This window comes from Mycolicibacterium llatzerense (assembly GCF_000878195.1).
Classification (GTDB): domain Bacteria; phylum Actinomycetota; class Actinomycetes; order Mycobacteriales; family Mycobacteriaceae; genus Mycobacterium; species Mycobacterium llatzerense.
In genome coordinates this window covers 42,708-68,656 of record NZ_JXST01000037.1, presented here as the reverse complement: position 1 = coordinate 68,656, position 25,949 = coordinate 42,708, and the positions used below count along the sequence as shown (strand labels likewise).

The 25,949-nt window shown below is 68.4% G+C and carries 18 protein-coding genes and 1 pseudogene; 3 read left to right on the top strand and 16 right to left on the bottom strand.

The window, feature by feature from the left end; all coding sequences use genetic code 11:
• Positions 1-128: pseudogene (locus TL10_RS30720) on the top strand (IS5 family transposase); the annotation flags it as partial.
• Here TL10_RS30720 and pks2 read toward each other — a convergent pair.
• The 5 genes from pks2 to mutA form a co-directional block, all read right to left on the bottom strand.
• Positions 106-6,219, bottom strand: coding sequence for a sulfolipid-1 biosynthesis phthioceranic/hydroxyphthioceranic acid synthase (gene pks2 / locus TL10_RS22675; protein WP_276525131.1), 6,114 nt, complete (start codon positions 6,217-6,219; stop codon positions 106-108). The pseudogene TL10_RS30720 and the gene pks2 sit on opposite strands and share 23 nt — an antisense overlap.
• Positions 6,220-6,842: 623 nt before the next feature.
• Complete coding sequence (gene lipL, locus TL10_RS22670) at positions 6,843-8,135, bottom strand: esterase/beta-lactamase LipL (protein WP_043987445.1); 1,293 nt, start codon at positions 8,133-8,135, stop codon at positions 6,843-6,845.
• Positions 8,136-8,495: 360 nt separating this feature from the next.
• On the bottom strand, positions 8,496-9,470 hold the full coding sequence (gene meaB / locus TL10_RS22665; protein ID WP_043987444.1) for a methylmalonyl Co-A mutase-associated GTPase MeaB: 975 nt from the start codon (positions 9,468-9,470) through the stop codon (positions 8,496-8,498).
• 75 nt (positions 9,471-9,545) lie between these two features.
• Positions 9,546-11,795 carry a methylmalonyl-CoA mutase gene (gene scpA, locus TL10_RS22660; RefSeq protein WP_110789195.1) on the bottom strand — a complete coding sequence of 750 codons (2,250 nt, stop codon included), beginning with the start codon at positions 11,793-11,795 and terminating at the stop codon, positions 9,546-9,548.
• A gap of 2 nt (positions 11,796-11,797) precedes the next feature.
• Positions 11,798-13,645, bottom strand: a complete 1,848-nt coding sequence (gene mutA, locus TL10_RS22655) for a methylmalonyl-CoA mutase small subunit (protein ID WP_043987442.1) — start codon at positions 13,643-13,645, stop codon at positions 11,798-11,800.
• Positions 13,646-13,869: 224 nt separating this feature from the next.
• Here mutA and TL10_RS22650 point away from each other — a divergent pair, with 224 nt between their 5' ends.
• Positions 13,870-14,601, top strand: a complete 732-nt coding sequence (locus TL10_RS22650) for a TVP38/TMEM64 family protein (RefSeq protein ID WP_162625355.1) — start codon at positions 13,870-13,872, stop codon at positions 14,599-14,601.
• Positions 14,602-14,669: 68 nt separating this feature from the next.
• Here TL10_RS22650 and TL10_RS22645 read toward each other — a convergent pair whose 3' ends face one another.
• From TL10_RS22645 to TL10_RS22635, 3 genes are read right to left on the bottom strand one after another with little or no spacing between them, the layout of a single operon-like run.
• Positions 14,670-15,029 (bottom strand): DoxX family protein, encoded by a 360-nt coding sequence (locus tag TL10_RS22645; RefSeq protein WP_043987437.1) that lies wholly within the window; start codon positions 15,027-15,029, stop codon positions 14,670-14,672.
• A gap of 2 nt (positions 15,030-15,031) precedes the next feature.
• Positions 15,032-16,228 carry an SPFH domain-containing protein gene (locus TL10_RS22640; protein ID WP_110789189.1) on the bottom strand — a complete coding sequence of 399 codons (1,197 nt, stop codon included), beginning with the start codon at positions 16,226-16,228 and terminating at the stop codon, positions 15,032-15,034.
• Between the two features lie 45 nt (positions 16,229-16,273).
• The gene (locus tag TL10_RS22635) at positions 16,274-16,705 is read right to left on the bottom strand and encodes an NfeD family protein (protein ID WP_043396381.1); all 432 of its coding nucleotides are present in this window, start codon (positions 16,703-16,705) and stop codon (positions 16,274-16,276) included.
• A gap of 59 nt (positions 16,706-16,764) precedes the next feature.
• On the opposite strand from TL10_RS22635, the gene TL10_RS22630 reads away from it, so the two are divergent.
• Positions 16,765-17,601, top strand: coding sequence for an Rv1486c family protein (locus TL10_RS22630; RefSeq protein ID WP_043987435.1), 837 nt, complete (start codon positions 16,765-16,767; stop codon positions 17,599-17,601).
• 7 nt (positions 17,602-17,608) lie between these two features.
• Here the strand turns inward: TL10_RS22630 and TL10_RS22625 are convergent, their stop codons facing one another.
• The 8 genes from TL10_RS22625 to TL10_RS22590 form a co-directional block, all read right to left on the bottom strand.
• Entirely contained in the window at positions 17,609-18,622 is a 1,014-nt protein-coding gene (locus tag TL10_RS22625; protein ID WP_043987434.1) for a ferrochelatase, read from the bottom strand.
• A gap of 87 nt (positions 18,623-18,709) precedes the next feature.
• On the bottom strand, positions 18,710-19,519 hold the full coding sequence (gene inhA / locus TL10_RS22620) for an NADH-dependent enoyl-ACP reductase InhA (protein WP_043396384.1): 810 nt from the start codon (positions 19,517-19,519) through the stop codon (positions 18,710-18,712).
• A gap of 57 nt (positions 19,520-19,576) precedes the next feature.
• On the bottom strand, positions 19,577-20,353 hold the full coding sequence (gene fabG1, locus TL10_RS22615) for a 3-oxoacyl-ACP reductase FabG1 (protein ID WP_043987432.1): 777 nt from the start codon (positions 20,351-20,353) through the stop codon (positions 19,577-19,579).
• A gap of 86 nt (positions 20,354-20,439) precedes the next feature.
• A complete protein-coding gene (locus tag TL10_RS22610; RefSeq protein ID WP_043987431.1) occupies positions 20,440-21,414 on the bottom strand; it encodes a DUF58 domain-containing protein in 975 nt (324 codons plus the stop codon).
• Positions 21,411-22,559: a chaperone MoxR1 gene (gene moxR1 / locus TL10_RS22605; protein ID WP_043396386.1), complete on the bottom strand. Its 1,149-nt coding sequence runs from the start codon at positions 22,557-22,559 to the stop codon at positions 21,411-21,413. The genes TL10_RS22610 and moxR1 overlap by 4 nt, the downstream gene beginning before the upstream one ends.
• Positions 22,560-22,735: 176 nt before the next feature.
• Positions 22,736-23,407: an NlpC/P60 family peptidoglycan endopeptidase RipB gene (ripB, locus tag TL10_RS22600; RefSeq protein ID WP_413784711.1), complete on the bottom strand. Its 672-nt coding sequence runs from the start codon at positions 23,405-23,407 to the stop codon at positions 22,736-22,738.
• Between the two features lie 93 nt (positions 23,408-23,500).
• A complete protein-coding gene (gene ripA / locus TL10_RS22595) occupies positions 23,501-24,961 on the bottom strand; it encodes an NlpC/P60 family peptidoglycan endopeptidase RipA (RefSeq protein ID WP_081936708.1) in 1,461 nt (486 codons plus the stop codon).
• A gap of 237 nt (positions 24,962-25,198) precedes the next feature.
• Complete coding sequence (locus TL10_RS22590; RefSeq protein ID WP_043987430.1) at positions 25,199-25,828, bottom strand: Rv1476 family membrane protein; 630 nt, start codon at positions 25,826-25,828, stop codon at positions 25,199-25,201.
• Positions 25,829-25,949 lie beyond the last annotated feature (121 nt).

Genomic DNA, 25,949 nt, shown 5'->3' with positions numbered 1-25,949 from the left:
TCAAGCAGTGGCGCGGTGTTGCGACCCGCTACGACAAATATGCCCTGACCTACCTCGGCGGTGTCTTGTTGGCCTGCGCCGTCATCCACTCCCGCGTGGGAACTCTCAAATTGGGAGACACGCCCTAAGTATCATAGACATAGCGTCGGTGATCAGGCGCCTCAGCCGAGCCGGCCGTTCCTCCTCCGACAGTGCGTGGAACTCCGCGAGGAACTCGCTCGTGCCCGCACCTCCCCGCCCGATGTTGGCGAACGACTCGGCAAACTTGCTGGTCTGGGCGAAAGCCACCAGCCAGTCGGCCCCGGCCACCGGCGCGTAGCCGGCGTAGGCACGGTCGTGGCGGATGATCGCGTCGAACGCGTAGGCGCCGTCCTCCGGATCGATCGCCATGGTCTCGTCGGACGCCATCCCCTGCCCGGCACCGATCTTGGCCCAGGCACCCCAGGCGATCGCACCGGCCGGCAGCCCCTGAGCACGTCGCCAGTGGGTGAACGCGTCCAGCCAGCTGTTGGCCGCGGCGTAGGCGGCCTGGCCGGGCGAGCCGACCATCGCGGCAGCCGACGAGAACGAGCAGAACCAGTCCAGGTCGGCACCGGCCGTCGCCTCGTGCAGGTACCACGCGCCGTACACCTTCGGCGCCCAGTCACGCTCGATCAGCTCGTCGGTGATGTTCGGCAACGTCGCGTCCTCGACCACCGCTGCGCCGTGCAGCACGCCGCGCAGCGGCTTGCCGGTCGACTCGGCGGCAGCAACCAGACGGGCGGCGGTGTCGGCGGCGGCAATGTCACCCAACACGACCTCGACCTCGGCACCCTTGCTCCGGACGGCCTCGATGGCCTGCCGGGTCTGGGCGCTCGGCTCCGAACGCGCGTTGAGCACGATGCGTCCGCAGCCGCCGGCCGCCAGCTTCTCGGCCAGGAACAGGCCGAGGCCGCTGAGACCACCGGTGACGATGTAGGAACCGTCGGCCCGGTACACGGGAGCCTGCTCCGGCGACAGCACCGCCTCGAACTCCCCGGTGTGCGGGATGTCGAGCACGAGCTTGCCGGTGTGGCCGGCCGCGCCCATGACGCGGATGGCGGTGGCGGCGTCGCTCAGCGGGTAGTGCGTGGTGTCGGGCACCGGCAGCACGCCGTCGGCGATCTGTCCGAAGATCGTCTCCAGCATGCCGCGCGTGACGTCGGGGTTGGTCAACGTCAGCAGGGCCAGATCGAGCGCGTAGAACGACAGGTTCCGGCGGAACGGGAACAGGCCCATCCGGGTGTCGCCGTAAATGTCGCGCTTGCCGATCTCGACGAACCGGCCGCCGAAGGTCAGCAGGTCGACACCGGCCTTCTGTGCCGCACCCGGCAGCGAGTTCAGCACGACGTCGACGCCGTAGCCGTCGGTGTCGCGGCGAATCTCCTCGGCGAAGGCAGCGCTACGGGAATCGTAGACGTGCTGAATTCCCCAGCTGCGCAACAGGTTTCGACGATCGTCGCTACCCGCGGTGGCGTAGATCTCGGCACCCGCGGCCCGCGCGATGGCGATGGCGGCCTGTCCCACACCACCGGTGGCGGAGTGGATCAGCACCTTGTCACCGGCCTGGATGCGGGCCAGGTTGTGCAGGCCGTACCACGCGGTGGCGTGCGCACTGGGCACCGCCGCCGCGCTGCCCTCAGGCAGGTCGTCCGGAATCTTCACGGCCAGGTTGGCGTCGCAGGTGACGAACGTCTTCCAGGCACCGGTCAGCGAGATACCCGCCACCCGGTCGCCGATCTGGTGATCGGTGACGCCCGGGCCGACAGCGGTGACGACACCGGCGAAGTCCGCGCCCGGCTGCGGCAGCCGGCCCTCGAAGCTCGGGTACCGGCCGTAGGCGACGAGCACGTCGGCGAAGTTCAGGTTGGACGCAGCGACCGACACCTCGATCTGGCCCGGTCCCGGAGCGACGCGCTCGTACGCGGCCAGCTCCGCCGACGACAGGTCGCCGGGGGTCCGGATCTGGAGCTGCACACCGTCGGTCTCCGGTCGCACGACGGTCGTGCGACGTTCCTCGGGCTGCAGCTGGCTCAGGTTCAGGCGAGCGGTGAACCACTCGCCCGACCGCCATGCCGTCTCGTCCTCTTCCGAGCCGGACAGCAGTTCGGCGGCGACATGCGCCACGTCGGCCTGCACGTCCAGATCGATCTGGGTCGGCCGCATCGCCGGGTACTCCATGCCGATGGCCCGCATGAAGCCGCGAATGCCGCCCTGCTCCAGGTTGGCCACATCGGCGGACAGCACGGTGCGGGCACCCCGGGTGAGCACATACAGCCGGGCCGGCTGACCCGGCACGTCCGGCAGCCCGCGCACGATGTGCACCAGCTGCTCGACCTGCGTCACACCGCGCTGCGCGGTGGCCGCCGATGCAGCAGCCGCCGACTCCTCGGGCGCACCCGTGACGATGACGACGCCCTTGAACGGCTTGGCCGTCAAGGTGGCCTGCAGCGCTTCGGAGTTCCCCGCGTGGTCGGCGTCGGCCGGCCACGCCATGGTGGAGACGTCGGCCTCGTCCGACTGCAGGACCTCCGAGAGCTTCTCGGTCAGGCTGTCGGCGTCCGCCGCGGCGGAGATCAGCAGCCAGCGGCCCGGATCCACCACGTTGGCGACCGGTGCGTCCTGGCTGCGCCATTCGATGTTCAGCAGGCGCTCGTTGAGCAACCGCTCGCGCTGGCCCTCCTCCGACACGCCCGTGCCCAGCCGCAGGCCGGTCACGGCGAGCAGCACCGCGCCGTGCTCGTCGAGCACGTCGATGTCGGCTTCGACAGCGGTCGGCGACAGGCTGGTGAGCTTGACGTAGCAGTAGTGCGCGTTGCGGGTCGACTCGTAGGCCCGCAACTTGCCGACGCCCAGCGGCAGCATCAACGCGCCGGTGGTGTCGCCGTGCAGATCGGGATGCGCGGCCACTGCCTGGAAGCAGGCGTCGAGCAGCGCCGGGTGCACGGTGTAGGCGCTCTGCTGCGACCGGATGGCACCGGGCAGCGCGACCGCGGCAAGCACCGTGGTGCCTTGCGTCGTGTGGGCCGCCGTCAGACCGGAGAACGCCGGGCCGTACTGGATGCCGCGATCGGCGAACCAGGCGCGCAGGTCGCCACCGTCGACATCGGCGGTGTGCGCGGCGACCAGCTTGGCCAGGTTGTACGCCGGACGGGCCGCATCGTCTTCGATGGCGTGCAGCGTCGCGCCGGCACGGCGAACCTGCTCGCCGTCCTGGTAGGTCTCGACGAGGAAGTCGATGTCGCCCGACGGGACCGCCGTGGCCACCGCCGACACGGCGGTCTCCTCCTCGAGCAGCAGCATCGCCTCGAAGGTCACGTTGCGCACCTCGGAGGCCTCACCAAGCACCTCACGGGCCGCGCCGAGCGCCATCTCGCAGTACGCGGCGCCGGGCAGTGCCGCCACGTTGTGCACCTGGTGGTCACCCAGCCACGGCTGCATGCCGGTGCCCAGGTCGGACTGCCAGACATGACGCTCGGGCTCCTCCGGGAGCCGGACGTGCGCACCCAGCAGCGGGTGCACCGCCAGCGACGCCCCGCCGGGGGCCTGCTCGTGCGGATCACGCGTCAGGATCAGGTGGTTGCGGGTCCAGGTCGGCAGTGGCACGTCGACCAGTGCGCCGTCCGGGTACATCGCCGAGAAGTCGATGGCCGCCCCGGCAACATGCAGATCGGCCACGACGTCCCGCAGGCCGTTCGGCACGTCCTGCTCGCGACGCATCGCCGCCAGGGCGGCGATGCCGATGTCCTGGTGCGCGGCGTTCTGGTTGACCGCGTGCACCAGCAGCGGGTGCGGGGCCAGCTCGATGAACACCCGGAAGCCGTCATCCAGCGCGGCCTGTACCGCCGCGCCGAAGCGCACGGTGTGGCGCAGGTTGTCCACCCAGTAGTCGGCGTCGTAGTCCGCGGGGTCCCGCGGGTCGTACTGCGTGGCCGAGTAGTACGGGACCGCCGGCTCGCCGGGCTCGAGGTCCTCGAGGGCATCGGCCAGCTCGTCCAGGATCGGGTCGACCTGCGGGGTGTGCGACGCCACGTCGACGGCCACCTCGCGGGCCATGACGCCGCGCTCGTCCCACTCCTTGACCAGCGCGCGAATGGCGTCCTTGTCACCACCGACGACGGTCGACTGCGGTGAGGCGACGACCGCCAGGACGACGTCGCTGACGCCGCGGGCACCGAGCTCGGAGAGCACCTGCTGGGCAGGCAGCTCCACCGACGCCATGGCGCCCGAGCCGGACACCTTGAGCATCAGGTTCGAGCGGCGGCAGATCACCTTCACGCCGTCGGCCAGCGACAGTGCGCCGGAGACGACGGCGGCGGCCGACTCGCCCATCGAGTGGCCGATGACCGCGCCGGGCTGCACCCCGTACGACCGCAGGGTTGCGGCCAGCGCCACCTGGATGGCGAACACGGCGGGCTGGATGCGGTCGATGCCGGTCACCGTCTCACCGGCGCTGATGGCCTCGGTGATCGAGAAACCGGACTCCGCTTCGATCAGCGGTTCGATCTCGGCGATGGCGGCGGCGAAGGCGGGCTCGGCGGCCAGCAGACCGGCGCCCATCGCCGCCCACTGCGAACCCTGGCCCGAGAACACCCACACCGCGCCGTGGTCACCGTTGCCGGCCGCGCGCTGGTGCGGGGTGTCGCTGTCGGCGACGTCGCGGAGCGCCTGGATCAGACCCGTGGCGTCCTCGGCGAGGACCGTGGTGCGGACCGGACGGTGGGCGCGACGGCGGGTCAGCGTGTAGGCGGTGTCGGCGAGATCGAGGGACGCGCCCTGGGCTGCCGCCCAGTCGGCCAGTTTGCCGGCCGTGCGGCGCAGTTCCTCAGCCGAGGTGGACGACACCGGGAACAGCAGTTTGCCCTCAATGCCCTGGCCACCCGACTCGACGACGCGCGGCGACGACTCTGCCGGGGCCTGCTCGACGACGGCGTGCACGTTGGTGCCGGACAGGCCGTACGCGGACACGGCGGCACGGCGCGGATGGTCGGCGGTGGCCGGCCACGGCACGAGGTCCGTCGGCACGAACAGGCCGGTGGTGATCGCCGCCATCTCGGCGGGCATCTCGTTGAAGTAGAGGTTCTTCGGCACCTCGCCGTGTTGCAGGGCCAGGACGGTCTTCATCAGACCGACCGCACCCGAAGCCGACTGCGCGTGCCCCACGTTGGTCTTGACCGAGCCCAGCACGACCGGCCCCTGCTTGCCGTAAATCGTTGCCAGACTTGAGTATTCGATCGGGTCACCGACCGGCGTCCCGGTGCCGTGCGCCTCGACGTAACCCACGGTGGCGGGGTCGATGGCGGCGAGGTCCAATGCGCGGCGATAAACGGCGACCTGGGCGTCGGCGCCCGGGGTCGCGATGTTGACCGTGTGGCCGTCCTGGTTGCTCGCGGTACCGCGGATGACCGCGAGGACGCGATCGCCGTCGCGCTGCGCGTCGTCCAGGCGCTTCATCATGAACATGACCGATGCCTCGCCGGAGACGAAGCCGTCGGCGGCCACGTCGAACGCGTGGCAATGGCCGGTCGGCGACAGCATGCCCTGCGCCGAACCCGACGACATCTTGCGCGGCTCCAGCATGATCGAGACACCACCGGCAAGGGCGGCGTCGCTCTCACCGTCGTGCAGGCTGCGGCACGCGTTGTGGATGGCGAGCAGGCTGGACGAGCACGCCGAGTCGACCGTGTACGACGGCCCGTGCGCACCCAGGTGGTAGGAGACGCGACCCGAGGCCAGGCTGAAGTTGTTGCCGGTGAAGCCGTACGGGCCCTCGATGGCGTGGGCGTCGGCGGCGAGCAGCTGGTAGTCGCCGTGGGTCATACCCACGAACACACCGGTGAGCGAGCCGGCCAGGGTGGCGGGGTCGATGCCCGCGTGTTCCACGGCCTCCCAAGAGGTTTCGAGGATCAGGCGGTGCTGCGGGTCGATCGCCGTGGCTTCGCGGTCACTGATGTTGAAGAAGTCGGCATCGAAGCCGGCGACGTCATCGATGAAGCCGCCCCACTTGGAGACCGAGCGGCCGGGCACGCCGGGTTCCGGGTCGTAGTACTCCTCGGCGTCCCACCGCTCCAGCGGGACTTTGGTAACCAGGTCGTCACCGCGCAGCAGGGCTTCCCACAGCTCCTCTGGCGAACTGATGCCGCCAGGAAGCCGGCATGCCATGCCGATGATCGCGACGGGTGTCGTCGGTGACCCACCCACTTAGCTACCGCCTCTCCGTGCAGTCCGGCCGGACTCCGACACGCTGTGCCGGGTGGCTTTGCAGACCGCGCTCAAAATCTCTGCGAAATCGTCTTTGCCGCTTTAAACAAACTGGCTCGAAATCCTACCGGGTCAAATTAACTGATCCGCCGATTCGGGGCTACCCGTTTCGGTCGAATCGCTACTAGGCGACCATCGGCACTGGATATCCGCAGCACACTCGCCGCGGAAGGCCCCACCCGCCCGGCGCGCCGTTGCGCAGGGGTTTGGTTCGGAGCCTTTTCGAACCAGCCACGGGGCGGAAGCATAGCGGTCCGTAGCGAACATCGTTCACCCCAGCACCGCGCACACGCGGACGCCGTTACAGGGCAAATGTTTGCGTGGATATCGCAATTTGAATTTGAGCAACACCGAGAAAATCGCAGACCTACAGGCTGTGGGCACAAAATCGCTTTTTGGGCAATGCTCGATACGAATGGTATGAAATATCTAGTGTGACGAACTCCGCTCGATGCGGGCAAAAAATCAACACGCCAGTCATCTAGGTGTATTCGAAAGTGCCATGCTGAGGGCGGTCCGCATCGCTTCCGATGCGGCCGCATATCTCGCGCGCGCAAACTCCGTCAGCCCGCAACCGGGGCCGGATCGGCATAGGGCGCCCCGAATTCCGTCACTCGACAGAAACCGTTGCTGCGCGCCTGCGCCACCCCGTGTCGCACCATTGCCCCGAGCGCCACGAAACCGGCCTGATCGGCAACCATCAGCGGCGTCAACAGCCGGTTGTGCACGAAGCCGTAAGCCAGGCCCCGATCGGGGTCTGCCCAGCCCAGCGACCCTCCCAGACCCACGTGTCCGAAGCCAGGCAGGATGCCCGGGAACGGCACGCCGTGATACCCCAGGTTGAAGTCCATCGGCAGACCGAGGCCAAGGTCCGGAAACACACTGCCGGTGCCCCGCAGTTGCGCCACAGTGCCCGCGGACAGGAAGCGCTGGCCGTCGATCTGGCCACTGTTGGCGATCGCGCCGTACAGGCGGCCCAGCGATCGCGCCGTGGCCACCCCGTTGGCGCCCGGCATCTCGGAATCCAGCAGCGGTATGTCCCCTTGCGCCATCGACCGCATACCGGTGAAGTACATCGAGCCGAAGCCACCCGAGAACGGCAACTTCGCCACATGCGGCGCCACCGCGTCGAAAAGCGGATTGCGGATACGGAACTGCGGGCCGATGATCTGCGCGGGCCGCGTCGGCGCATGGCCCGACGGGCGCCCAAGGTGCAGACCGTCGACGCCGAGCGGCTCGGCCAGCTCGGTGCGGAACAGCTCCCGCATGCCCTGCCCGGTCACCGCCCGCGCCAGGCCGGACAACAGCCAGCCGTAGGTGATGGCGTGGTACGCCGGACGCCCCTTCATCCAGCTCATCGGAGCTGCCGCCAACCGCCGCTCCATGTGGCGGTGATCCATCAGCTCGTCCCGCGTGGCGCCGTTCAACTGCGACAGTCCCGCGCGGTGCCGCATCAGCTCCCGCACCGTCACGCCGGCCTTGCCGTTGGCCGCGAAGGCCGGCCAGTAGTCGGCGACCGGTGCGTCGTAGGCGATCAGGCCCCGGTCGGCCAGTCGGTGGATGACGGTCGAAGCCAACCCCTTCGTCGCCGAGAACACCATGGCACCGGTATCCGCCTCCCACGGCTGCGTACCCCACCGGTCTGCCCAGCCCGTCCACACATCGACGACGGGAACGCCGTCGAGGTACACCGACAGGGCGCCACCGCCCAGATAGCGGCTGGGGAACATGGCGGAAAAGGCCCGCACCACGCTTGCGAAATTCGGATCAGCGGCACCTTGAACGCCATGCGGAAGAGGCCCGCCGGCGGACCGGAGAGGCGCTACGTTGCGCTCCCGGCGAATTGCGTTGGTCATTACCAAATAATGACCTGCGCCTGCCGCGGATCATCTCCGACGTTATCAATCTGTTAGCTAAATAGTCTGGATACACAGGTTCAGCGACGCCGGTAAAGCCACTTCAAGATCGCAATTACGCGCGCGTAACTCGTTGCGAGAGCACCTATCAACCCGCAGATTCCCGTGCTCACACGGTATTAATCACACCGAGTTTTGATAGCCAGCCGGGACGGGCCGCATTTTCTCCGGCACACCTGCGAGGCAGCTGAACCAACCCGAAATTGGTTTCGCCAGCGCGCTACCCGAAAACACCCCGGGCCCGTTCCCGATATTGCGCCGACAGGCCCAGCGGCAATCTCGAACCGGAACGCGGCGCGATCAGTTCGCGAGGTCGATGATGCGCTGCGCCGCCAACGCGGGCGTCAGCTCACCTTCGCGCACCTGGCGTTCCACCTCGTCGCGATGGGCCTTGACGGCAGCATTCGACATCACCCGGTCCAGCACGGTGTCCCGCACCATCGTCCAGGTCCAGTCGACCTGCTGCGCCCGCCGACGAGCGTCGAATTCGCCTGCCGCACTGAGGATTTCACGATGTTTGAGCACGGTGTCCCACATCGCGGCCAGGCCGTCGCGGTGCAACGCGCTCATGGTCAGCACCGGCGGCCGCCACAGGGTGTCGCGCGGGTAGATCAGCCGGATCGCCCCGGCGAGTTCACGCGCGGCGGCCTGGGCCTCGATGGCGTGCTCACCATCGGCCTTGTTGACCACGATGACATCGGCGAGCTCCAGGACGCCCTTCTTGATGCCCTGCAGCTGATCACCGGTGCGGGCCAGGGTCAGGAAGACGAAGGTGTCGACCATGTTGGCCACCGTCACCTCGGACTGCCCGACGCCTACGGTCTCGACCAGCACGACGTCGTAGCCGGCCGCCTCCAGCAGCACGATGGTCTCGCGGGTGGCCTTGGCCACCCCGCCGAGCGTGCCCGACGTCGGCGATGGCCGGATGTACGCCTCCGGCTGCACCGCCAGCTGCGCCATCCGGGTCTTGTCACCGAGGATCGAACCGCCGGTGCGGGTCGACGACGGGTCGACCGCCAGCACCGCGACGCGGTGCCCCTGCTCGATCAAGTGCATGCCGAGCGCTTCGATCGTCGTCGACTTCCCCACCCCGGGCACCCCGGTGATGCCGACGTGCAGGGCCCGGCCTGCCTCCGGTGTGAGCTCGAGCAGCAGCTGCTGCGCGGCATCACGGTGGTCGGCCCGGGTGGACTCGACCAGGGTGATGGCGCGCGCCAGCGCCGCTCGATCGCCGGCCCGGATCCTGGCTGCGAGTTCAGGTATTGGTGTGGTCATCGTCGTGTCACGACGAAACGGTATTCCAGCAGGAAAAGTGCGAGTAGCAGCCTGCCGGAATGCCGTTTCGGCGCATCAGAGCTGGTAACCCAGCCGGCCGGCGAGCTTGCCCAAGAGGCCGATCGCGGCGTCGGCGATCACCGTGCCGGGCGGGAAGATCGCCGCGGCGCCCGCCTCGTACAGCTCGTCGAAGTCGCCAGGCGGGATGACGCCGCCGACCACGATCATGATGTCCGGACGCCCGACCTCGGCCAGTGCGTCGCGCAGCGCGGGCACCAGCGTGAGGTGACCGGCCGCCAGCGAGGACACCCCGACCACGTGCACGTCGTTGTCCGCCGCCTGCCGCGCCACCTCGTCGGGCGTGGAGAACAGCGAGCCGACGTCCACGTCGAAGCCGATGTCGGCGAACGCGGTGGCGATCACCTTCTGGCCGCGGTCGTGGCCGTCCTGGCCCATCTTGGCCACCAGGATGCGGGGCCGGCGGCCGTCGGCCTCGGCGAACTTCTCGACCAATTCGGTTGCGGTGCTCACGTTTCCGGCCTTCCCCACCTCGTCGCGGTAGACACCGGCGATGGTCCGGATCTCGGCCTGGTGCCGGCCGTACACCTTCTCCAGCGCGTCGGAAATCTCGCCGACGGTGGCCTTGGCGCGGGCCGCGTTGATGGCCAGCGCCATCAGGTTGTTGCCCAGGCCATCCTCCCCGGCATGACCGGATTCGCCTGCGGCACGGGTCAATTCGGCCAGCGCGGCCTGCGTGGCGGCCTCGTCACGGTCGGCCCGCAGCTGCTCGAGCTTGGCGAGCTGCTCGGCACGCACCCGGCTGTTCTCGACCTTGAGGACCTCGATCTCCTGGTCCTCGTCCACCTGGTACTTGTTGACGCCGATCACCGTCTGGGCGCCGGAGTCGATCCGGGCCTGGGTCCGGGCGGCGGCTTCTTCGATGCGCAGCTTCGGGATGCCTTCACCGATGGCCTGTGCCATGCCGCCGTGCTCGGCGACCTCCGTGATGTGGGCGCGGGCCTTCTCGGCGAGCTGGTGGGTCAGCCACTCGACGTAGTACGAACCACCCCACGGGTCGATGGGCCGCGTGGTGCCGGACTCCTGCTGCAGCAGCAGCTGGGTGTTACGTGCGATGCGGGCCGAGAAGTCGGTGGGCAGCGCCAGCGCCTCGTCCAGGGCGTTGGTGTGCAGCGACTGCGTGTGGCCCTGCGTGGCGGCCATGGCCTCGATGCAGGTACGGGCCACGTTGTTGAACGGGTCCTGCGCCGTCAGCGACCAGCCGGAGGTCTGCGAGTGGGTGCGCAGCGACAGCGACTTGTCGCTCTTGGGGCTGAACTCGGCGACCAGCTCACTCCACAGCAGACGGCCGGCACGCAGCTTGGCCACCTCCATGAAGAAGTTCATGCCGATGCCCCAGAAGAAGGACAGTCGCGGCGCGAACTTGTCGATGTCCAGGCCCGCATCGAGCCCGGCCTTGATGTACTCGACGCCGTCGGCCAGCGTGTATGCCAGCTCCAAATCCGCTGTGGCACCGGCCTCTTGGATGTGGTAACCCGAGATCGAGATCGAGTTGAACTTCGGCATCTTGGTGCTGGTGTAGCCAAAGATGTCCGAGATGATCCGCATCGACGATTTCGGCGGATAGATGTAGGTGTTGCGGACCATGAACTCTTTGAGGATGTCGTTCTGGATGGTCCCGGCCAGCTTCTCCGGCGGTACGCCCTGTTCCTCGGCGGCGACGACGTAGAGCGCGAGGATCGGCAGCACCGCGCCGTTCATCGTCATCGAGACCGACACGCTGCCCAGATCGATGCCGTCGAACAGCTGGCGCATGTCGAGGATGGAATCGATTGCCACACCGGCCATTCCGACGTCGCCCTGGACGCGCGGGTGGTCCGAGTCGTAGCCACGGTGGGTGGCGAGGTCGAACGCGACCGACAGCCCCTTCTGGCCGGCGGCCAGGTTGCGGCGGTAGAACGCATTGGACTCGGCGGCGGTGGAGAATCCGGCGTACTGACGGATGGTCCACGGCTGGTTCACGTACATGGTCGGGTACGGCCCGCGGATGAACGGCGGGGTGCCCGGGAAGCTGTCCAGCGGGTAGCCGGCTGCCATCGCGGCGTCCCTGTCTTGGGCGATGTACACCGGCTTGACGTCGATGCCCTCCGGGGTCGACCAGGTGAGCTGCTCGGCGGTGTAACCGTGGGCCTGGGCCGCGTCGGCGACGTGGGTGCCGACGGCGTCGGCGGTGGGGACGGTCGCGGCCTCACCCTGCAGCGGAACGTCGGCGAAACTGCCGATGGTGGTGACGTTAGAAGCGGTCATGGTCATGCCCCCAATCGGGTGAGCAGGGTCGAAAGCGCTTCGACGGCATCGATTTTCATGGTCAGGTACTCGTCGGGCTGGTCGGCGGCACCGGCCACCGCCTGCTCCGGACCGGCGAGATAGATGTGCGTGATGCCGGCTGCCCGGGCGGCCTTGACGACGCCACTGGCCTCCTCGGCGTACCGGGCGTCGGTGCCGCAGACCACAGCCGCGGCATGGCCGTCTGCCACCGCGAAGACCCCCGCGGCATCGACCGTGCCCGGGTTGACGACCTCGATGCCACCGGAAGCCAGCAGGTTCGAGGCGAACGTGGTGCGGATGTTGTGCTCGGCCAGCGGCCCGACGGGCAGCAGCACTGCCTGCGGCCGCTTGCCGGTCTTGGCCAGGTAGGCATCGGAGCGGTTGCGCAGCGCCTCGAAGGCCGCCGCGTACCGGACCACGCCCGGGAACGAATCAGTCTGCGCCAGTGGGTTTTCCTCGAGGTTCGGGAACTCGTTGACGCCGGTGAGGGCGGTGCGCCGGTGCGCGATGTCGTCGGCGCGAAGGGCCGCGACCTCGGCGATCTGGGCGCCCAGGTGATCACGGGCCGCGACAAAGCCGCCGAGCGACTCCAGCTCCTGGAACTTCGTCCAGGCCTGCTGCGCCAGCTGATCGGTGAGGTCCTCGACGAACCATGAGCCGCCCGACGGGTCGATTACCCGGCCCAGGTGCGACTCCTCCAGCAGCAACAGCTGGGTGTTGCGGGCCATGCGACGACTGAAAGTGACTGCGGTACCGGGCAATCCGCCGTCGATGGCGGCATCGAACGTCTCGACCAGCACGGTGTCCGCGCCGCCCACGCCTGCGGCAAACGCGGCGAGAGTGGTGCGCAGCATGTTCACCCACGGGTCGCGCTGCGACATCATGGCCTTCGACGTGACGGCGTGGATGGTCGCGGCACCCGCGTCGGGGGCGCCGGCCACCTCGGCCACGCGGGCCCAAAGTCGGCGGGCCGCACGGAGTTTGGCGATGGTGGCGAACTGGTCGTCGTCAGCGGCGAAACGGAAGCTGATCTGCCGCAACGCATCAGCGACGGACAGTCCGCTCTCGGTGAGCAGGCGCAGGTAGGCGACACCGGCGGCGATGGCACCCGCCAGCTCCAGCGAGGCGCTCGAGCCGAGGTTGTGCAGGGCGGCGGCGTCGACCGTGACGGCACGCACTCCCCCGACGTACTCGGTCAGCTTCGCCGCGGTGGCGACGACGTCCGCCTCGGTCGCGGCGGCGCGGCCCGACAGCGGTGCCGTCAGCGGGTCGGCGCCCAGGTCGATCGACAGCCGGGCGCGCTGGTCGGCGTCGAACGGCTGCACCAGGGTGAGCAGCTGATCCGCTGCGCCTGCTACGTCGGTGCCGGCATCGAGGATCACCGGGACGAGGTCCAGGAAGACGCCCTCGAACACGCGGTCCAGCTGGTCGACGGGGACGCCGCCGGTGCCGACCCGCACCTCGAGGGCACTGGTGCCGTCGGTGAGGGCGAGCAGGACGGCGCCGTTGACCATGCGGACGTCAGCGACATCAACATCGCCGGCGATCGGGAAGGGCTCGGCCACCTTCCAGCCGGCGAGCACGTCGCGGTGGGCGTCACCGCCGCGGGTGAACGGCCAGTGCCCGGGCAGCGCGGGCTCGGCCAGACCGTCCAGGCTGGTGTAGAGCGGACGGACCGGGAATCCGTCGTACGTCGGCGAATCGAGCAAGCGCTCGGGTTCGGCCGGCAGATCCTCGACAGCCTTCCGCGTGCTCTTGGCGAGCACGCCGGCGACGTTCGTCTGCCACCGCGCGTAGCGGTCCCGAACGGTGGACACGTCGACAGTCACCGGCGACTCCCAATCTTTCGGCCATCGGATATATGGCACTGCATGCAGAAATGCCTATCACACTTGACTTTCAGGCTAAATCACGCAGGTCGCTACTACCCAGTAGCTCCACTGCGCACCGACTGTCCGCATCGTCGGCGCCGGTGGAGGCTGGTGCCGCGGCCCATCCCGTGGACACGCGCCTGACGTCAGCGATCGGCGATGGCCCCGTACCCTTGGAAAGCGTGAACCCCGTTGTCAGCGCGCTGCGCACGGTCCTGTCTGCGGTGCAGACGACTGCGGCGCAGATGCCGTTGCGTCGAGCCGTGGGCATCGGAACGGCGATTGTGATTCTCGTCGCAATTGCCATCTGGGTGCCCTTGCCCAGCGCGGTGGAGATGCGCGACTGGGCTGCCGCGGCCGGCCCGTGGTTCCCGCTGGCCTTCCTGGTGGCCCACACCGTCGTCACGGTGCTGCCGTTCCCCCGCACCGCATTCACCCTCGCGGCGGGCCTGCTGTTCGGTTCCGCACTCGGCGTCACGCTGGCCGTCATCGCCAGCACGCTGAGCGCATTGATCGCGCTCTGGCTGGTTCGGGTGCTGGGCTGGCAGTTGAGCAAGCTCTCGCACCAGCACATCGACAGCCTCGATGCCCGGCTCAAGGAACGCGGCTGGGCGGCGATCCTGTCGATGCGCATGATCCCGGCCGTACCGTTCTCGGTGCTCAACTATGCGGCCGGCGCCTCGTCGGTCCGGGTCGTGCCGTACGCGATCGCGACGTTCTTCGGGTTGCTGCCCGGCACCGCGGCGGTCGTCATCCTCGGAGACGCCCTCACCGGGCAGATTCGGCCGTCCCTGCTGGTCGTATCGGCCTGCACTGCGACCATCGGGATCTCGGGGCTGATCTACGAGATTCGGCTGCATCGCCGAGCACACGCCGCAGCAGTCGCGCCCGACGCGGTGACTGCTCAACCCTGAGGCGCCGAGCGGCCACCTGCTACACGCGAAACGCAAGAATCCGGGTAGCAACTGGCCACTGAGCAGCCTTATGACTCGCGGTCGGGGCCTTTCGCCGTCATCGCGGTGAACAGCGCCAGGAACAGCACGGCGGGTGCCGCGTTCTGGGGCTTGTCATGCGCTCTGATGTGCGCGGTGACCGCCAGCGTGAAGTACAGCGCCAGCATCGCGGTGGTCAGCCGGGCAAGCGCGGGATTGCGCCCCACGGCAAGCAGACCCACAGCCGATGCCGCCTTGGACCCGACCAGAATCCACCGGTACTCCAGCGGGAAGTTCACTCCGGCCAGTGCCTTCTCGATCGGCGCGATGGGGACGGCACAGGCCGCCGCGTCACCTGCCTGCAGCAGCGCCAGCGCCGTGTAGGTCTTCGGGGACGTCAACACACTCATGGTCACCTTGCGTGTTGTCCGGCGGGCGGGTCGATTTCAGGAGTTGGACGCGCCTCGAGCGGCTGGGTCGGGGGTGCCGGGGGCACCGGGGGCGCGGGCAGCGGCGGTGGGGTGCTGTAGCCCGGCTGCTGCACCGAGGCACGCGCCTCGGCTTCGGCCTTGGCCACTGCCCTGGCGATCTCCGGGTCGGTCTGGGTGTTGAACCAGTCGGCGACCTCGTCGGCGTCGTCGTCGGCCTTGGGCAGGTTCTCCTCCACCGGCGACGGCGTGTAGCGGAACACCCCGTCCTCCCCCGGAGCTCCGAGCATCTTGGTGAAACCCTGTAGCGCAGAACCGAAGTCGCTGGGCACCACCCACACCTTGTTGGCCTCGCCCTTGGCCATCTGCGGCAGCGTCTGCAGGTATTGGTAGGCCAGCAGCTCCGGCGTGGGCCGGCCCGCCTTGATGGCCGCGAACGTCTTCTCGATGGCCTTCGCCTGGCCCTGGGCGTTCAGGTACTGGGCGGCCCGTTCACCCTGGGCCCGCAGGATCCGGGACTGCCGGTCCGCCTCGGCGGCCAGGATCGCGGCCTGCTTGGCACCTTCGGCCGACAGGATCTGCGATTGCTTGGCACCCTCGGCCTGCTTGATCGACGCCTCCCGGCTGCCTTCCGCCATCAGGATCATGGCGCGCTTCTCCCGATCGGCCCGCATCTGCTTCTCCATCGACTCCTGGATCGACGGCGGCGGATCGATGCTGCGCAGCTCCACCCGGGCTACCCGCAGGCCCCAGCGGCCGGTGGCCTCGTCGAGCACGCCGCGCAGCTGGGCGTTGATCGAGTCGCGAGAGGTCAGCGTCTGCTCCAGCGTCATACCGCCGACGACGTTGCGCAGCGTCGTGGTGGTCAGCTGCTCGACGCCGACGATGTAGTTGCTGATCTGGTACACCGCCGCCTGCGGGCTGGTCACCTGGAAGTAGACGACGGTGTCGATGTTGACCGTCAGGTTGTCCTCCGTGATCACCGGCTGCGGCGGGAACGACACGACCCGCTCACGCAGGTCCACCCGGGCCCGGATCTTGTCGATGAACGGCAGCAGCAGCGTCAGCTGCCCCGAGACGGTCTTGCTGTAACGGCCCAGCCGCTCGATGACCGCGGCCTCGGCCTGCGGGATGAGCGCCACCGATTTGACCACCACCACGATGGCCAGCGCCACCAGCATCAGCAGAAGAACAAGTGCACCAGTCAATTTCAGCTCCCCTTGCGTTCAGATGGTCCGGTAGACCACCGCGGTCGCGCCGTCGATCCGCATCACGGTGACGTGATCGCCGGGCTCGAAGACATCGTCGTCGGCCATCGGACGCGCCGTCCAGATTTCGCCGTCGAGTTTTACCTGTCCTTCATGGCGCGCCACGCGTTCCAGCACCAGGGCGGTCTTGCCTTCCAGGGCTTTTACCGGCTCGGGCAGGCCGGCAGCACCCAGCCGCTTGCGCAGCGACGGGCGGACCAGGACCAGCAGCAGCACCGACACGATGAGGAAACAGGCGCCGTCAGCCCAGATCGGCCAGTCGGTGGCCCAGCTCAGACCAGCGGTCGCCAGGGCGCCGCCGGACAGCATGAGCAGGAACATGTCACCAGTGAGCGCTTCGGCGCCGGCAAGCCCGATCGCCACGATGAGCCACAGCAACGGCACCGGCATGCGACCAGAGTAGCGCCTTACAGGCGTTCCGGGCCGGAGCGTTTTACACTGCGTGCATCATGTGGTGTCCGAGTATTTCGCTGACGGTGTGGGCCAATGCCTGGCATGCCGGCCTGGCCGCGCCCGACGATGTCCTGGATGCGCTATCGCCGTGGGCGCCAAGGCATTCCATTGCCGCCTACGACGCCGTGGCGGCCAGCCGAACCGGCCTGCCGTGGCCGGACCTGACCAACTACGGCGGCGTCACGTTGCTGCAGACGCTGCGACACGCAGCCGGCGCCGCCCGCTCGGAGCCGGCGCTGAACCTGGTACTGCCCGTACCCGGCGATGTCCGCGGCCTGCCCCCCGGCACCCAGTTCCAGCAGGACGCCGTCGACGTGGGCGAAGCCATCGTCATCACCTCGAACTACGGCGAGGCCGTCGGCCTGGTCCCCGACTTCGAGTACGAGGACGACACCGACGACGCCGAGGTCAAGGCGCTGTCCTGGACGGTGTACTCGCTGCCGAGCGCGCCGGTCATCGGTCATTTCGACCTCGGTGACGAGGAGTTCCGGCTGCGCGACGCGGTCCGGTCGGCGGCCGACGCCCTCAGCCGGTTGCGGGCCGAACCCGGCTCGGACATCGACGATCCGCGCGAGATGGTCGAGCAGCTGCTCGAAGCCGGCCAGCTGCACCGGCTGCCGGACCATGCCCCGACCCGCGCCGTGCGGGTGCTCGAGACCGCGGCCCACATCGACGCGATCATCACCGTCAGCGCCGGGCTGGCGCCCATCGGCCTGCAGAGCGCCTCGGAGATGCAGACCGCCAGCGAGGCCATGCGGCCGCTGGCCGACGTCGTGCGGTCCGCCCGACTGGCCGCTGTGACGGCCATCCTGCATTCGGCCTGGGAGCGCTAGGGACCCGTCAGTCGGCGAAGCAGTGCGGTGAGCAGGGTGCGCCGTCGACGCTGCAGCCGTAGCCGGGCACCGGGTCCGGACCGTCGACCCGCGCCGCCGCCGCGCCCGTGCGCAGTTCCTCGACCAGCGAGGCGGCCAACCGGGCGAACCGCGGGTCCGCGCCCGGAGTTGCAGTGCGCACCAACGTGATTCCAGCTTCGGCGGCGAGCTCGGCAAGCTCGTTGTCGAGGTCCCACACCACCTCGATGTGGTCGGCGACGAACCCGATGGGGCAGACGATGACGGCCTTGGTGCCGGCGGCCGCCAGCGCCGACAAGTGATCGCCGATATCCGGTTCCAGCCAAGGGATTTGCGGCGGACCGGACCGGGACTGCCACACCTGGTCGTAGTCGTCGTACCCGGCGGCCGCGGCGACCAGCCGAGTGGCGTAGCCGACCTGCCGGCTGTACAGCCGCGGGCCGTACCGCTCGTCGGCGCCGACAGGAATGGAATGCGCGGTGAACACCAGCCGCGCGTCGTCACGTAGGTCAGCGGGCACCTGCGCGGCCGCTGCCCCGATGGCTTCGGAGAACATCTCGACGAACAGCGGATGGTCGAAGTACTGGCGCAGCTTGACCAATTCCGGCGCCTGCGCCCCGGCCGCGGCGCGGCCGCGCGCGATGTCCTCGACGTACTGCCGGCAGCTCGAGTAACCGCCCCACGCGGATGTCGTGAATACCGCCGCCCGACGAATTCCGTTGTCCCGCATGGCGGCAACCGTGTCTTCGATGTACGGTTCCCAGTTGCGGTTGCCGAAGTACACCGGCAGCTCCGGCATTGCCGCCTCGAGCTGGGAGATCAACGCCCGGTTGATGCCATTGATCGGCGACGCTCCCCCGAAATGCATGTAGTGCTCGGCGACGGCGTCCAGGCGCTCCGGCGGCACCCCGCGCCCCCGCGTCACGTTCTCCAGGAACGGACGGACGTCGTCGGGACCGTCGGGTCCGCCGAACGACAGCAGCAGCAGCGCGTCAAAGTCCACGTGTTTGGTCCCTCCTCAGACGCGAAACGGCGTTCCGGCGGGAGAGCACACCTGCCGGAACGCCGTTTCGGCGGAAAACAATTCAGATCACATCAGCTGGGTGCTGGCGCCACCGTCGGCGTAGATGATCGACCCGGTGGTGGCGGGCAGCCATTCGGACAGCAGCGCACAGACGGTCTTGGCGACCGGCGTCGGGTCCTTCATGTTCCAGCCGATCGGTGCCCGCTGGTCCCAGCCCTCTTCGAGCAGCTGCATCTGCGCGCCGGCCTCGTCGCCCAGCGCGCCACCGACGATGGCGCTCATGGCCAGGGTCCGGATGGGGCCTGCCGCAACGAGATTGGACCGCACGCCGAACTTGCCGGCCTCACGCGCGACGAACCGGTTGACCGACTCGAGGGCGCTCTTGGCGACCGTCATCCAGTTGTAGGCGGGCATGGCGCGGGTCGGGTCGAAGTCCATGCCGACGATGCCGCCGCCTTCGTTCATGATCGGCAGCAGCGCATTGGCCAGCGAGGCGTAGGAGTACGCCGAGATGTGGATGCCCTTGGCGATGTCCTCGTAGGGCGCGTCGAAGAACGGGTTGATGCCCATGCCGCTCTGCGGCATGAAGCCGATGGAGTGCACGACGCCGTCGAGCTTGTTGCCCTCGCCGATCACCTCGGTGACGCGCTCACCGAGCGAAGCCAGGTGCTCGGTGTTCTGCACGTCGAGTTCCAACAGCGGCGCCGGGTTCGGCAGCCGGTCGGCGATGCGCTGGATGAGCTTCATCCGGTCGAAGCCGGTGAGCACCAGTTCTGCGCCCTGCTCCTGGGCGACCTTCGCGATGTGGAACGCGATGGACGAATCGGTGATGATCCCGGTGACCAGGATGCGCTTGCCTTCGAGCAAACCTGCCATTGTTCTGACTCCTTTAAGTTCTGCTAAGCCAAAGGGTTTCGAGTTGAGCCCGGTGGGTCAGTGACCCATGCCCATGCCGCCGTCGACCGGGATCACCGCGCCGGCGATGTAGCCGGCATCCTCGGACGCCAGGAAGCTGACGGCACCGGCAACGTCCTCGGCGGTACCGACGCGCTTGGCCGGGATGAACTCCAGCGCGCCTTCCTGGATGCGCTCGTCCAGGGCGCGCGTCATCTCGGTGTCGATGTACCCGGGGGCGACGACGTTGGCGGTGACGCCCGCCTTGGAGAGCTCACGGGAGATCGAGCGGGCCATGCCGATCAGGCCGGCCTTGGCGGCCGCGTAGTTGGCCTGGTTGCCGATGCCCCACATGCCCGAGACCGAGCCGATGTAGATGATGCGGCCGAAGCGCTTGCGCTGCATGCTGCGTGACGCGCGCTGGGTCACCCGGAACGCGCCGGTCAGGTTGGCGTTGATGACCTCGGTGAACCGCTCCTCGGTCATGCGCATCAGGAACGCGTCCTTGGAGATACCGGCGTTGGACACCAGCACCTCGACGGGGCCTTGGTGCTCCTCTACCTCTTTGAAAGCGCGGTCGACGGCCTCGGTGTCGGTGACGTCACAAACGACGCCGAACAGCCCCTCGGGGGCACCGGAACCGCGGTGGGTCACGGCAACCTTGTGGCCGTCGGCGGCCAGGCGCTGCGCGATGGCCAGGCCGATGCCCCGGTTACCACCGGTGACCAGCACGGAACGGGAAACAAAGGCCGGACGGCCGGCGACCACGTCGGTGGCACCCCCAACAGCACTTTCCGAGGCAACAGTGTCACTCATGCTGGTCAACTTATCGTCTCGGCCTTTGTTCGCCGAAATCGGCGCGCTGCGGCGAGCCGCACATCGATCTGTGCGACCGTTGACAGCTACCGCGCCGCCATGGCACCACGGCGGCGGCTCGCCACGAACCTCACGACGTCCGCGATCCAGTCCCGGTCGGTGCGCAGGGTCAGCAGCGGGGCGTCGCATCGGCGCAGGGTGCGGGCCACTTCGTCGCGGTGTGCCTGGGCGGCGCGGGCGAAGTCGTCTCGAAGTTGCTCGTCGATGGTGAATTCCTTGGTGATGCCGGACTCTGCGTCCTGCAGCACCACGTCCCCGATCGCGGGCAGCTCCACGTCGCGCGGGTCGATGACCTCGATGCCGAGGACCTCGTGCCGCCCGGCGATGGCCCGCAATGGGCGCATCCAGTTGATGGGTCCCAGGAAGTCGCTGATGATCACCGCCATGCCGCGCCGGCGCTCGGGCCGTCGCAGCGCGTCGATGGCCACGGCCAGGTCACCGCGGACCCCGGCCGGAGCCTTGGGCGTGGTGGCGATGGCGCGCAGCAGCTCCTGCTCGTGCAGCCGGCCCGACAATGCGGGCACCCGGCGGATGGTGTCACCGTTCGAGATGACCGCACCGAGCCGGTTGCCGCCACCGCTGTTGAGGAACGCGATGGAGGCCGCCGCGGCGACCGCCAGATCGCGCTTCTCGCAGCCCGCGGTGCCGAAGTCCAGGCTCGCCGACATGTCGACGACCAGCCAGGTCTCCAGCTCCCGGTCGGCGATCATCTGGCGCACGTGCGGATGCGTGGTGCGGGCTGTGACGGACCAGTCCATCCGGCGCACGTCGTCGCCGGGCTGGTAGAGCCGGGACTCCCCCGGCTCGGAGCCGGGTCCGGGGATCAGGCCCTGGTGGTCACCGTGCAGGACGCCGTCCAGCTTGCGCCGGACAGTGAGCTCGAGCTTGCGCAGCGCGGCCGACAGTTCGGGATCCCGAATCTGCCCGCGCTGCAACGACGGCAGGTCGACGGAGCGGCCTGGCTGCGGCGAAGCCGGACGATCAGACCTGGGCTCGGTCACCGACCTGCGGCCCCAGCTACGCCGGCCATCACGGGCGGAACCGAATGTCCTTGCTGCGGAATGGCATTCACCTGCGGCAGCGCGACGGTCTGCAGGATGCGGTTGACGACGGTCTCAGCGGAGATCTCGTCGGCGAGCGCGTCGTAGGTGAGCACGAGACGGTGCCGCAGCACGTCCGGGATGACCTCGACGACGTCCTGCGGGATGACGTAGTCGCGGCCGCGCACCAGCGCAAGCGCACGGGAGGCGCTGATGATGCCCAGCGAGGCACGCGGCGAGGCGCCGTACGCGATCCAGGCCTTGGCGTCGGGCATGCCGAACTTCTCCGGCTCACGCGTGGCGGTGACGATGCGCACGACGTAGTCGACGAGGGCGTGGTGCACGAAGTTGTTGGCGGCCACGTCCTGCAGGTGCAGCAGTTCCTCGGTGGTCAGGATCTGCTTGGGCTCCGGCGGCTTGACGCCCATCCGGTAGATGATCTCGCGCTCTTCCTCGGGCGACGGGTAGCCGACGTTGAGCTTGAACAGGAAGCGGTCGCGCTGCGCCTCGGGCAGCTGGTAGACGCCCTCCTGCTCGATGGGGTTCTGCGTCGCCATGACGAGGAACGGGCTGGGCAGCGGGAAGGTCTTGCCGCCGATGGAGATCTTGCGCTCGGCCATGACCTCCAGCAGCGCCGACTGCACCTTGGCAGGCGCACGGTTGATCTCGTCGGCGAGCAGGAAGTTGACCATCACGGGGCCGAGCTCGATGTCGAACTCTTCCTTGCCGACCCGGTAGATGCGGGTACCGACGATGTCGGTGGGCACCAGGTCGGGGGTGAACTGGATACGGGCGAACGAACCGCCGACCACCTTGGCGAAGGTCTCCACGGCCAGGGTCTTGGCGACACCCGGCACACCTTCGAGCAGCACGTGGCCCTTGGCCAGCAGGCCGACCAGCATGCGCTCGACCAACTGGTCCTGGCCGACGATGATGCGCTTGACCTCGAAGATGGCGCGCTCAAGGGTGTGCACCTCGGACTGCAACGCCCCGCTGCCAGGCTGCTGCGCGGTGGGTGCGGCGTGCGCCCCGGGCGGGTAGCCCTGTGTGGGGGCCGGGCCTGGGTAGCCTCCGGCGCCCTCCAGCGGCCCACTCGGTGACGTCATCTAGCTTCCTCCCACGTTTTGATTCGGCCGATTGCCCGGCGCAAAGTCGCTGGTCTAGCAGGTAGCCGCCAATATAGCGGCGAACCCGGAATCAACTATTCCAGGCGGCCCCGTATCCGTCGAATGATTGCCGACGGCGGAGCCGTCAGTGCTGCTCGGTCGGACTTTCCGCAAGTCTAGGTCTCGATGATGCGGGACAGGTGTGGCGACATGCCGGCCGTCCGGACCGGGCTGACCGTCACCTTTCCCGCGCTGCCGGAGGCCTCCAGCATCTTGCCGCCGCCGAGGTAGATCGTCACGTGCTGGCTGCCACCCGGACCGTAGAAGATGAGATCGCCGCGCTTGGCTTGCGACGGCGGGATGGCGCGGCCGGTGTCGTACTGGTCGCCCGAGTACTTGGGGATCTGGACGCCGACACCGGCATAGGCGTAGCGCGTGAACCCGGAACAGTCGTAGCCGATCTTGCCGGCGTCGTAGTCGACGCCGGGTCCGGGACCGGTCAAGGTACCGCCGCCCCACGAGTACGGGACGCCCATCTGGGAGCCGCCGCGCCGGATGACGTATTCGATGGCCTGCTTACCGCCGACGCGGCCGCCGGGCATCATCGTGGCGGTCCCGCCGCCACCGCCGCTCGGCTTGCCACCAAGGCCCAGGGCGGACAGGAAACTCTGACCGAGGTTCTGGGTGGTCTGCAGGGCAAGCTGACTGGCCTGGAAGGACGCGTTGGCGATGGCCACCGGGTCCCCGGGGGCGCCGGAGCTGGCTTTCATGGGCAGTGTTGGGTCCCAGCCGCCGTCGGGCTCGGCGATCGCACTCGGCGCAGGCCCGAACACAAGCGCCAGCGCCAGCGCGCCAACGCCCGCGAGGACGTCTCTCCGGTGAAATTCCTTGCCCTGCAATGCAATAACCTCTGTTCTTCCCGTCGCTTCGCTCGCCCTGAATCAGTATTCGATGTAACGGATCACGTACGGCGTCATGCCGCTGGTGCGGACCGGCGAGACGTGCACGTCTGAGCCGGTGTACGGCGCTTCTAGCATCTGACCGTTGCCGAGGTACAGGGTGACGTGCTGGCTGCCGCCCGGGCCGTAGAAGATGACGTCGCCGCGGCGGGCCTGCGAGGTCGGGATCTTGCGGCCCATCTCGTACTGGTTGCCCGAATAGTGCGGCAGCTTGATGCCGACGCCCGCGAAGGCGTACAGGATCAGGCCCGAGCAGTCGAAGCCGACGGTGCCGGCGCCCGAGTCGATGCCCTTGCCCGGGCCGGCCGCGGTGCCACCGCCCCAGGAGTACGGCACGCCGATCTGCGTCATGGCGCGCTTGATCACGTACTCCGAAGCCTGCTTGCCGTAGACGCGCGGGATGGCGCCATTGGTGTAGCCGCTCTTCGTGACCTCCGCGGGCACCAGGCCGAGCTTCTGCAGGAAACTGTGGCCCATCTGCTGGGTGACCTGCGCCGAGGTGGCGGTCATACCGAGCACGTTGTTGATGACGGCGATCGGGTCACCGGGAATATTGGCGCTGGGCAGCTTCGGCAGGGTCGGGTCCCACCCGCCGTCGTCCCACTTGCGGGGGCCGGCGGCGGTGGGAGCGCCGTCCCAGTTGGCGGCGTACCGACCGGGGTCGGCGGCGGGCACACCGGATGCGGCGGCCGGCCCGGTGGTCGTCCCGGTGGTCGTGGCCGCCCACTGCGTGCGCACCGCGTCGAGCTTGGCCTGGGCCGCATTCCGCTGGCTGACCAACTGATCGAGTTGGGTCTGCTGGTCGGCGAACGTGGTCCGGGCATCGGTCAGGGCTTTGACCGCGTCGTCCTGGCTGGTCTGCGCATCTTTGACGGCCTGGTCGGCCTTCTGCTTGGCCAGCCGGGCGGCAGATTCGCGATTGGCCAGTTCGGTCCGGGTGCGCTGCAGGTCGGCGATGGCCTCCTGCGAGCTGATGGTCAGGGCCTGGCCGGTGGCGGCGGTGTTGATCATCTCGCCGGGATCGGTGGCGGTCAGGTACGACGCGGACGGGCCGTTGACGTACGCCGCTTCGGCGTACTTGTCGAAGTGCGACTGCGCGGCGGCGATCGCGGCGTTGGCGTCCTTGAGCCCACTCTGACTGGCGTCGATGTCCTGCTGGGCAGTCGCGGCGTTGTCGCGGGCGGTCTGCACGTCGGAGATGGCCTTGTTGACCGATTCCTGCCGGGTCTGGATGGAGGCGCCGAGGTCCTGCAGTTTCTGGTTGGCGTTGGCCAAATCGGTGACCAGGGCGGCGATCTCGCTGCCGCCGGGTTGCGCGGAGGCGGTGCCGGAACCGAATACGGACGCGGTCATCACACCGAACACGAGCGATCCGGTGCCCACGCGGCAGCCCAGCCCGATGACAAAGGGGCGAATGCCGTGTCCCCTGACTCTGGGTCCCATTGACTCTGGTCTCCTATGGCTCCAGCGCGCTGGTGCCCGCGAAAGGCGTATGCGGGCGCAATCCGTCGGTTCCGTTAGTCGCAGAAATCAAAATTCATCACAACTGCAACATGCGGTACCAACTGCACCGTACGTCACAGGTTGCACAAATGAAACGTTAGTAACAAACCACATCGGTGTAATTGAAAAAGGTGTGACCGAATAGTGATATTCGAATTCGCGGCGCACCGCGCCCAGCTACTCCGAAGGAGTTGCGGCGACAGTCGCCGGAGCGGCCGCGCTGGCCGATTTCCGGGCCCGAACCTGCAAGAACCGGGTACCGACGGCGGCCGCTACCACACCGAGGATGACGACCAGAGTGAACGACGTCCACGGAAAAATCGGCGTTTCCAGCTGGCTCACAAAATTCTTCGACGACTGCACGACACTCGGCGTCTTCGCCAGATCCTGACCCGCTTCCAAGTGCGACCGGTCATAGGTCGGACTGTAGGCACCGGCGAATCCAGGACTCAGGGTGAGCACCGTCGACTCGGGGTACACATGGCCGACGTCGGCGGCGATGTCCCGCAGCGGGGTGTCGATGCCGGGACTCGTCGGCAGCACGACGATCTTGAGGTCGATGCCCTTGGCATGGGCGTCGGCGACCACCTGCCGCAGGGCCGCCGCCTCCGTGGCGGCCTCGGCGGCCTGCTTTGCTTCCTGCGGCGTGGCCGGCGTCTTGGCGGGCGCGATGCCCGGCGCACTGACCCCACCGTCACGCACCTGCGTGATCACCGTCGCCATGCAGACGTCGACGGGGGTCTTGGCCGGGTCCTGCCCGACCGTGGCACAGACGTCCGGCGGAATGAATGCCGCGAAAGTTGTCACGGGGCAAACGGTACTGGAATTTCGGCGAACTCCCTGACGGCACACCCACAACCCGACAACACTGTAGCCACCCCCTGGGCGCTCATAGGACAAGCGTACTGTTAGGGTAGCAACGCGCCGC

Excerpts from the sequence above, each read along its gene's own strand:
- lipL (WP_043987445.1), bottom strand. The coding sequence starts at position 8,135 with ATGACCAACGCAATTCGCCGGGAGCGCAACGTAGCGCCTCTCCGGTCC.
- meaB (WP_043987444.1), bottom strand. The coding sequence starts at position 9,470 with ATGACCACACCAATACCTGAACTCGCAGCCAGGATCCGGGCCGGCGAT.
- scpA (WP_110789195.1), bottom strand. The coding sequence starts at position 11,795 with ATGACCGCTTCTAACGTCACCACCATCGGCAGTTTCGCCGACGTTCCG.
- TL10_RS22645 (WP_043987437.1), bottom strand. The coding sequence starts at position 15,029 with ATGAGTGTGTTGACGTCCCCGAAGACCTACACGGCGCTGGCGCTGCTG.
- TL10_RS22640 (WP_110789189.1), bottom strand. The coding sequence starts at position 16,228 with ATGCTGGTGGCGCTGGCCATCGTGGTGGTGGTCAAATCGGTGGCGCTC.
- TL10_RS22635 (WP_043396381.1), bottom strand. The coding sequence starts at position 16,705 with ATGCCGGTGCCGTTGCTGTGGCTCATCGTGGCGATCGGGCTTGCCGGC.
- TL10_RS22630 (WP_043987435.1), top strand. The coding sequence starts at position 16,765 with ATGTGGTGTCCGAGTATTTCGCTGACGGTGTGGGCCAATGCCTGGCAT.
- inhA (WP_043396384.1), bottom strand. The coding sequence starts at position 19,519 with ATGGCAGGTTTGCTCGAAGGCAAGCGCATCCTGGTCACCGGGATCATC.
- fabG1 (WP_043987432.1), bottom strand. The coding sequence starts at position 20,353 with ATGAGTGACACTGTTGCCTCGGAAAGTGCTGTTGGGGGTGCCACCGAC.
- moxR1 (WP_043396386.1), bottom strand. The coding sequence starts at position 22,559 with ATGACGTCACCGAGTGGGCCGCTGGAGGGCGCCGGAGGCTACCCAGGC.
- ripA (WP_081936708.1), bottom strand. The coding sequence starts at position 24,961 with ATGGGACCCAGAGTCAGGGGACACGGCATTCGCCCCTTTGTCATCGGG.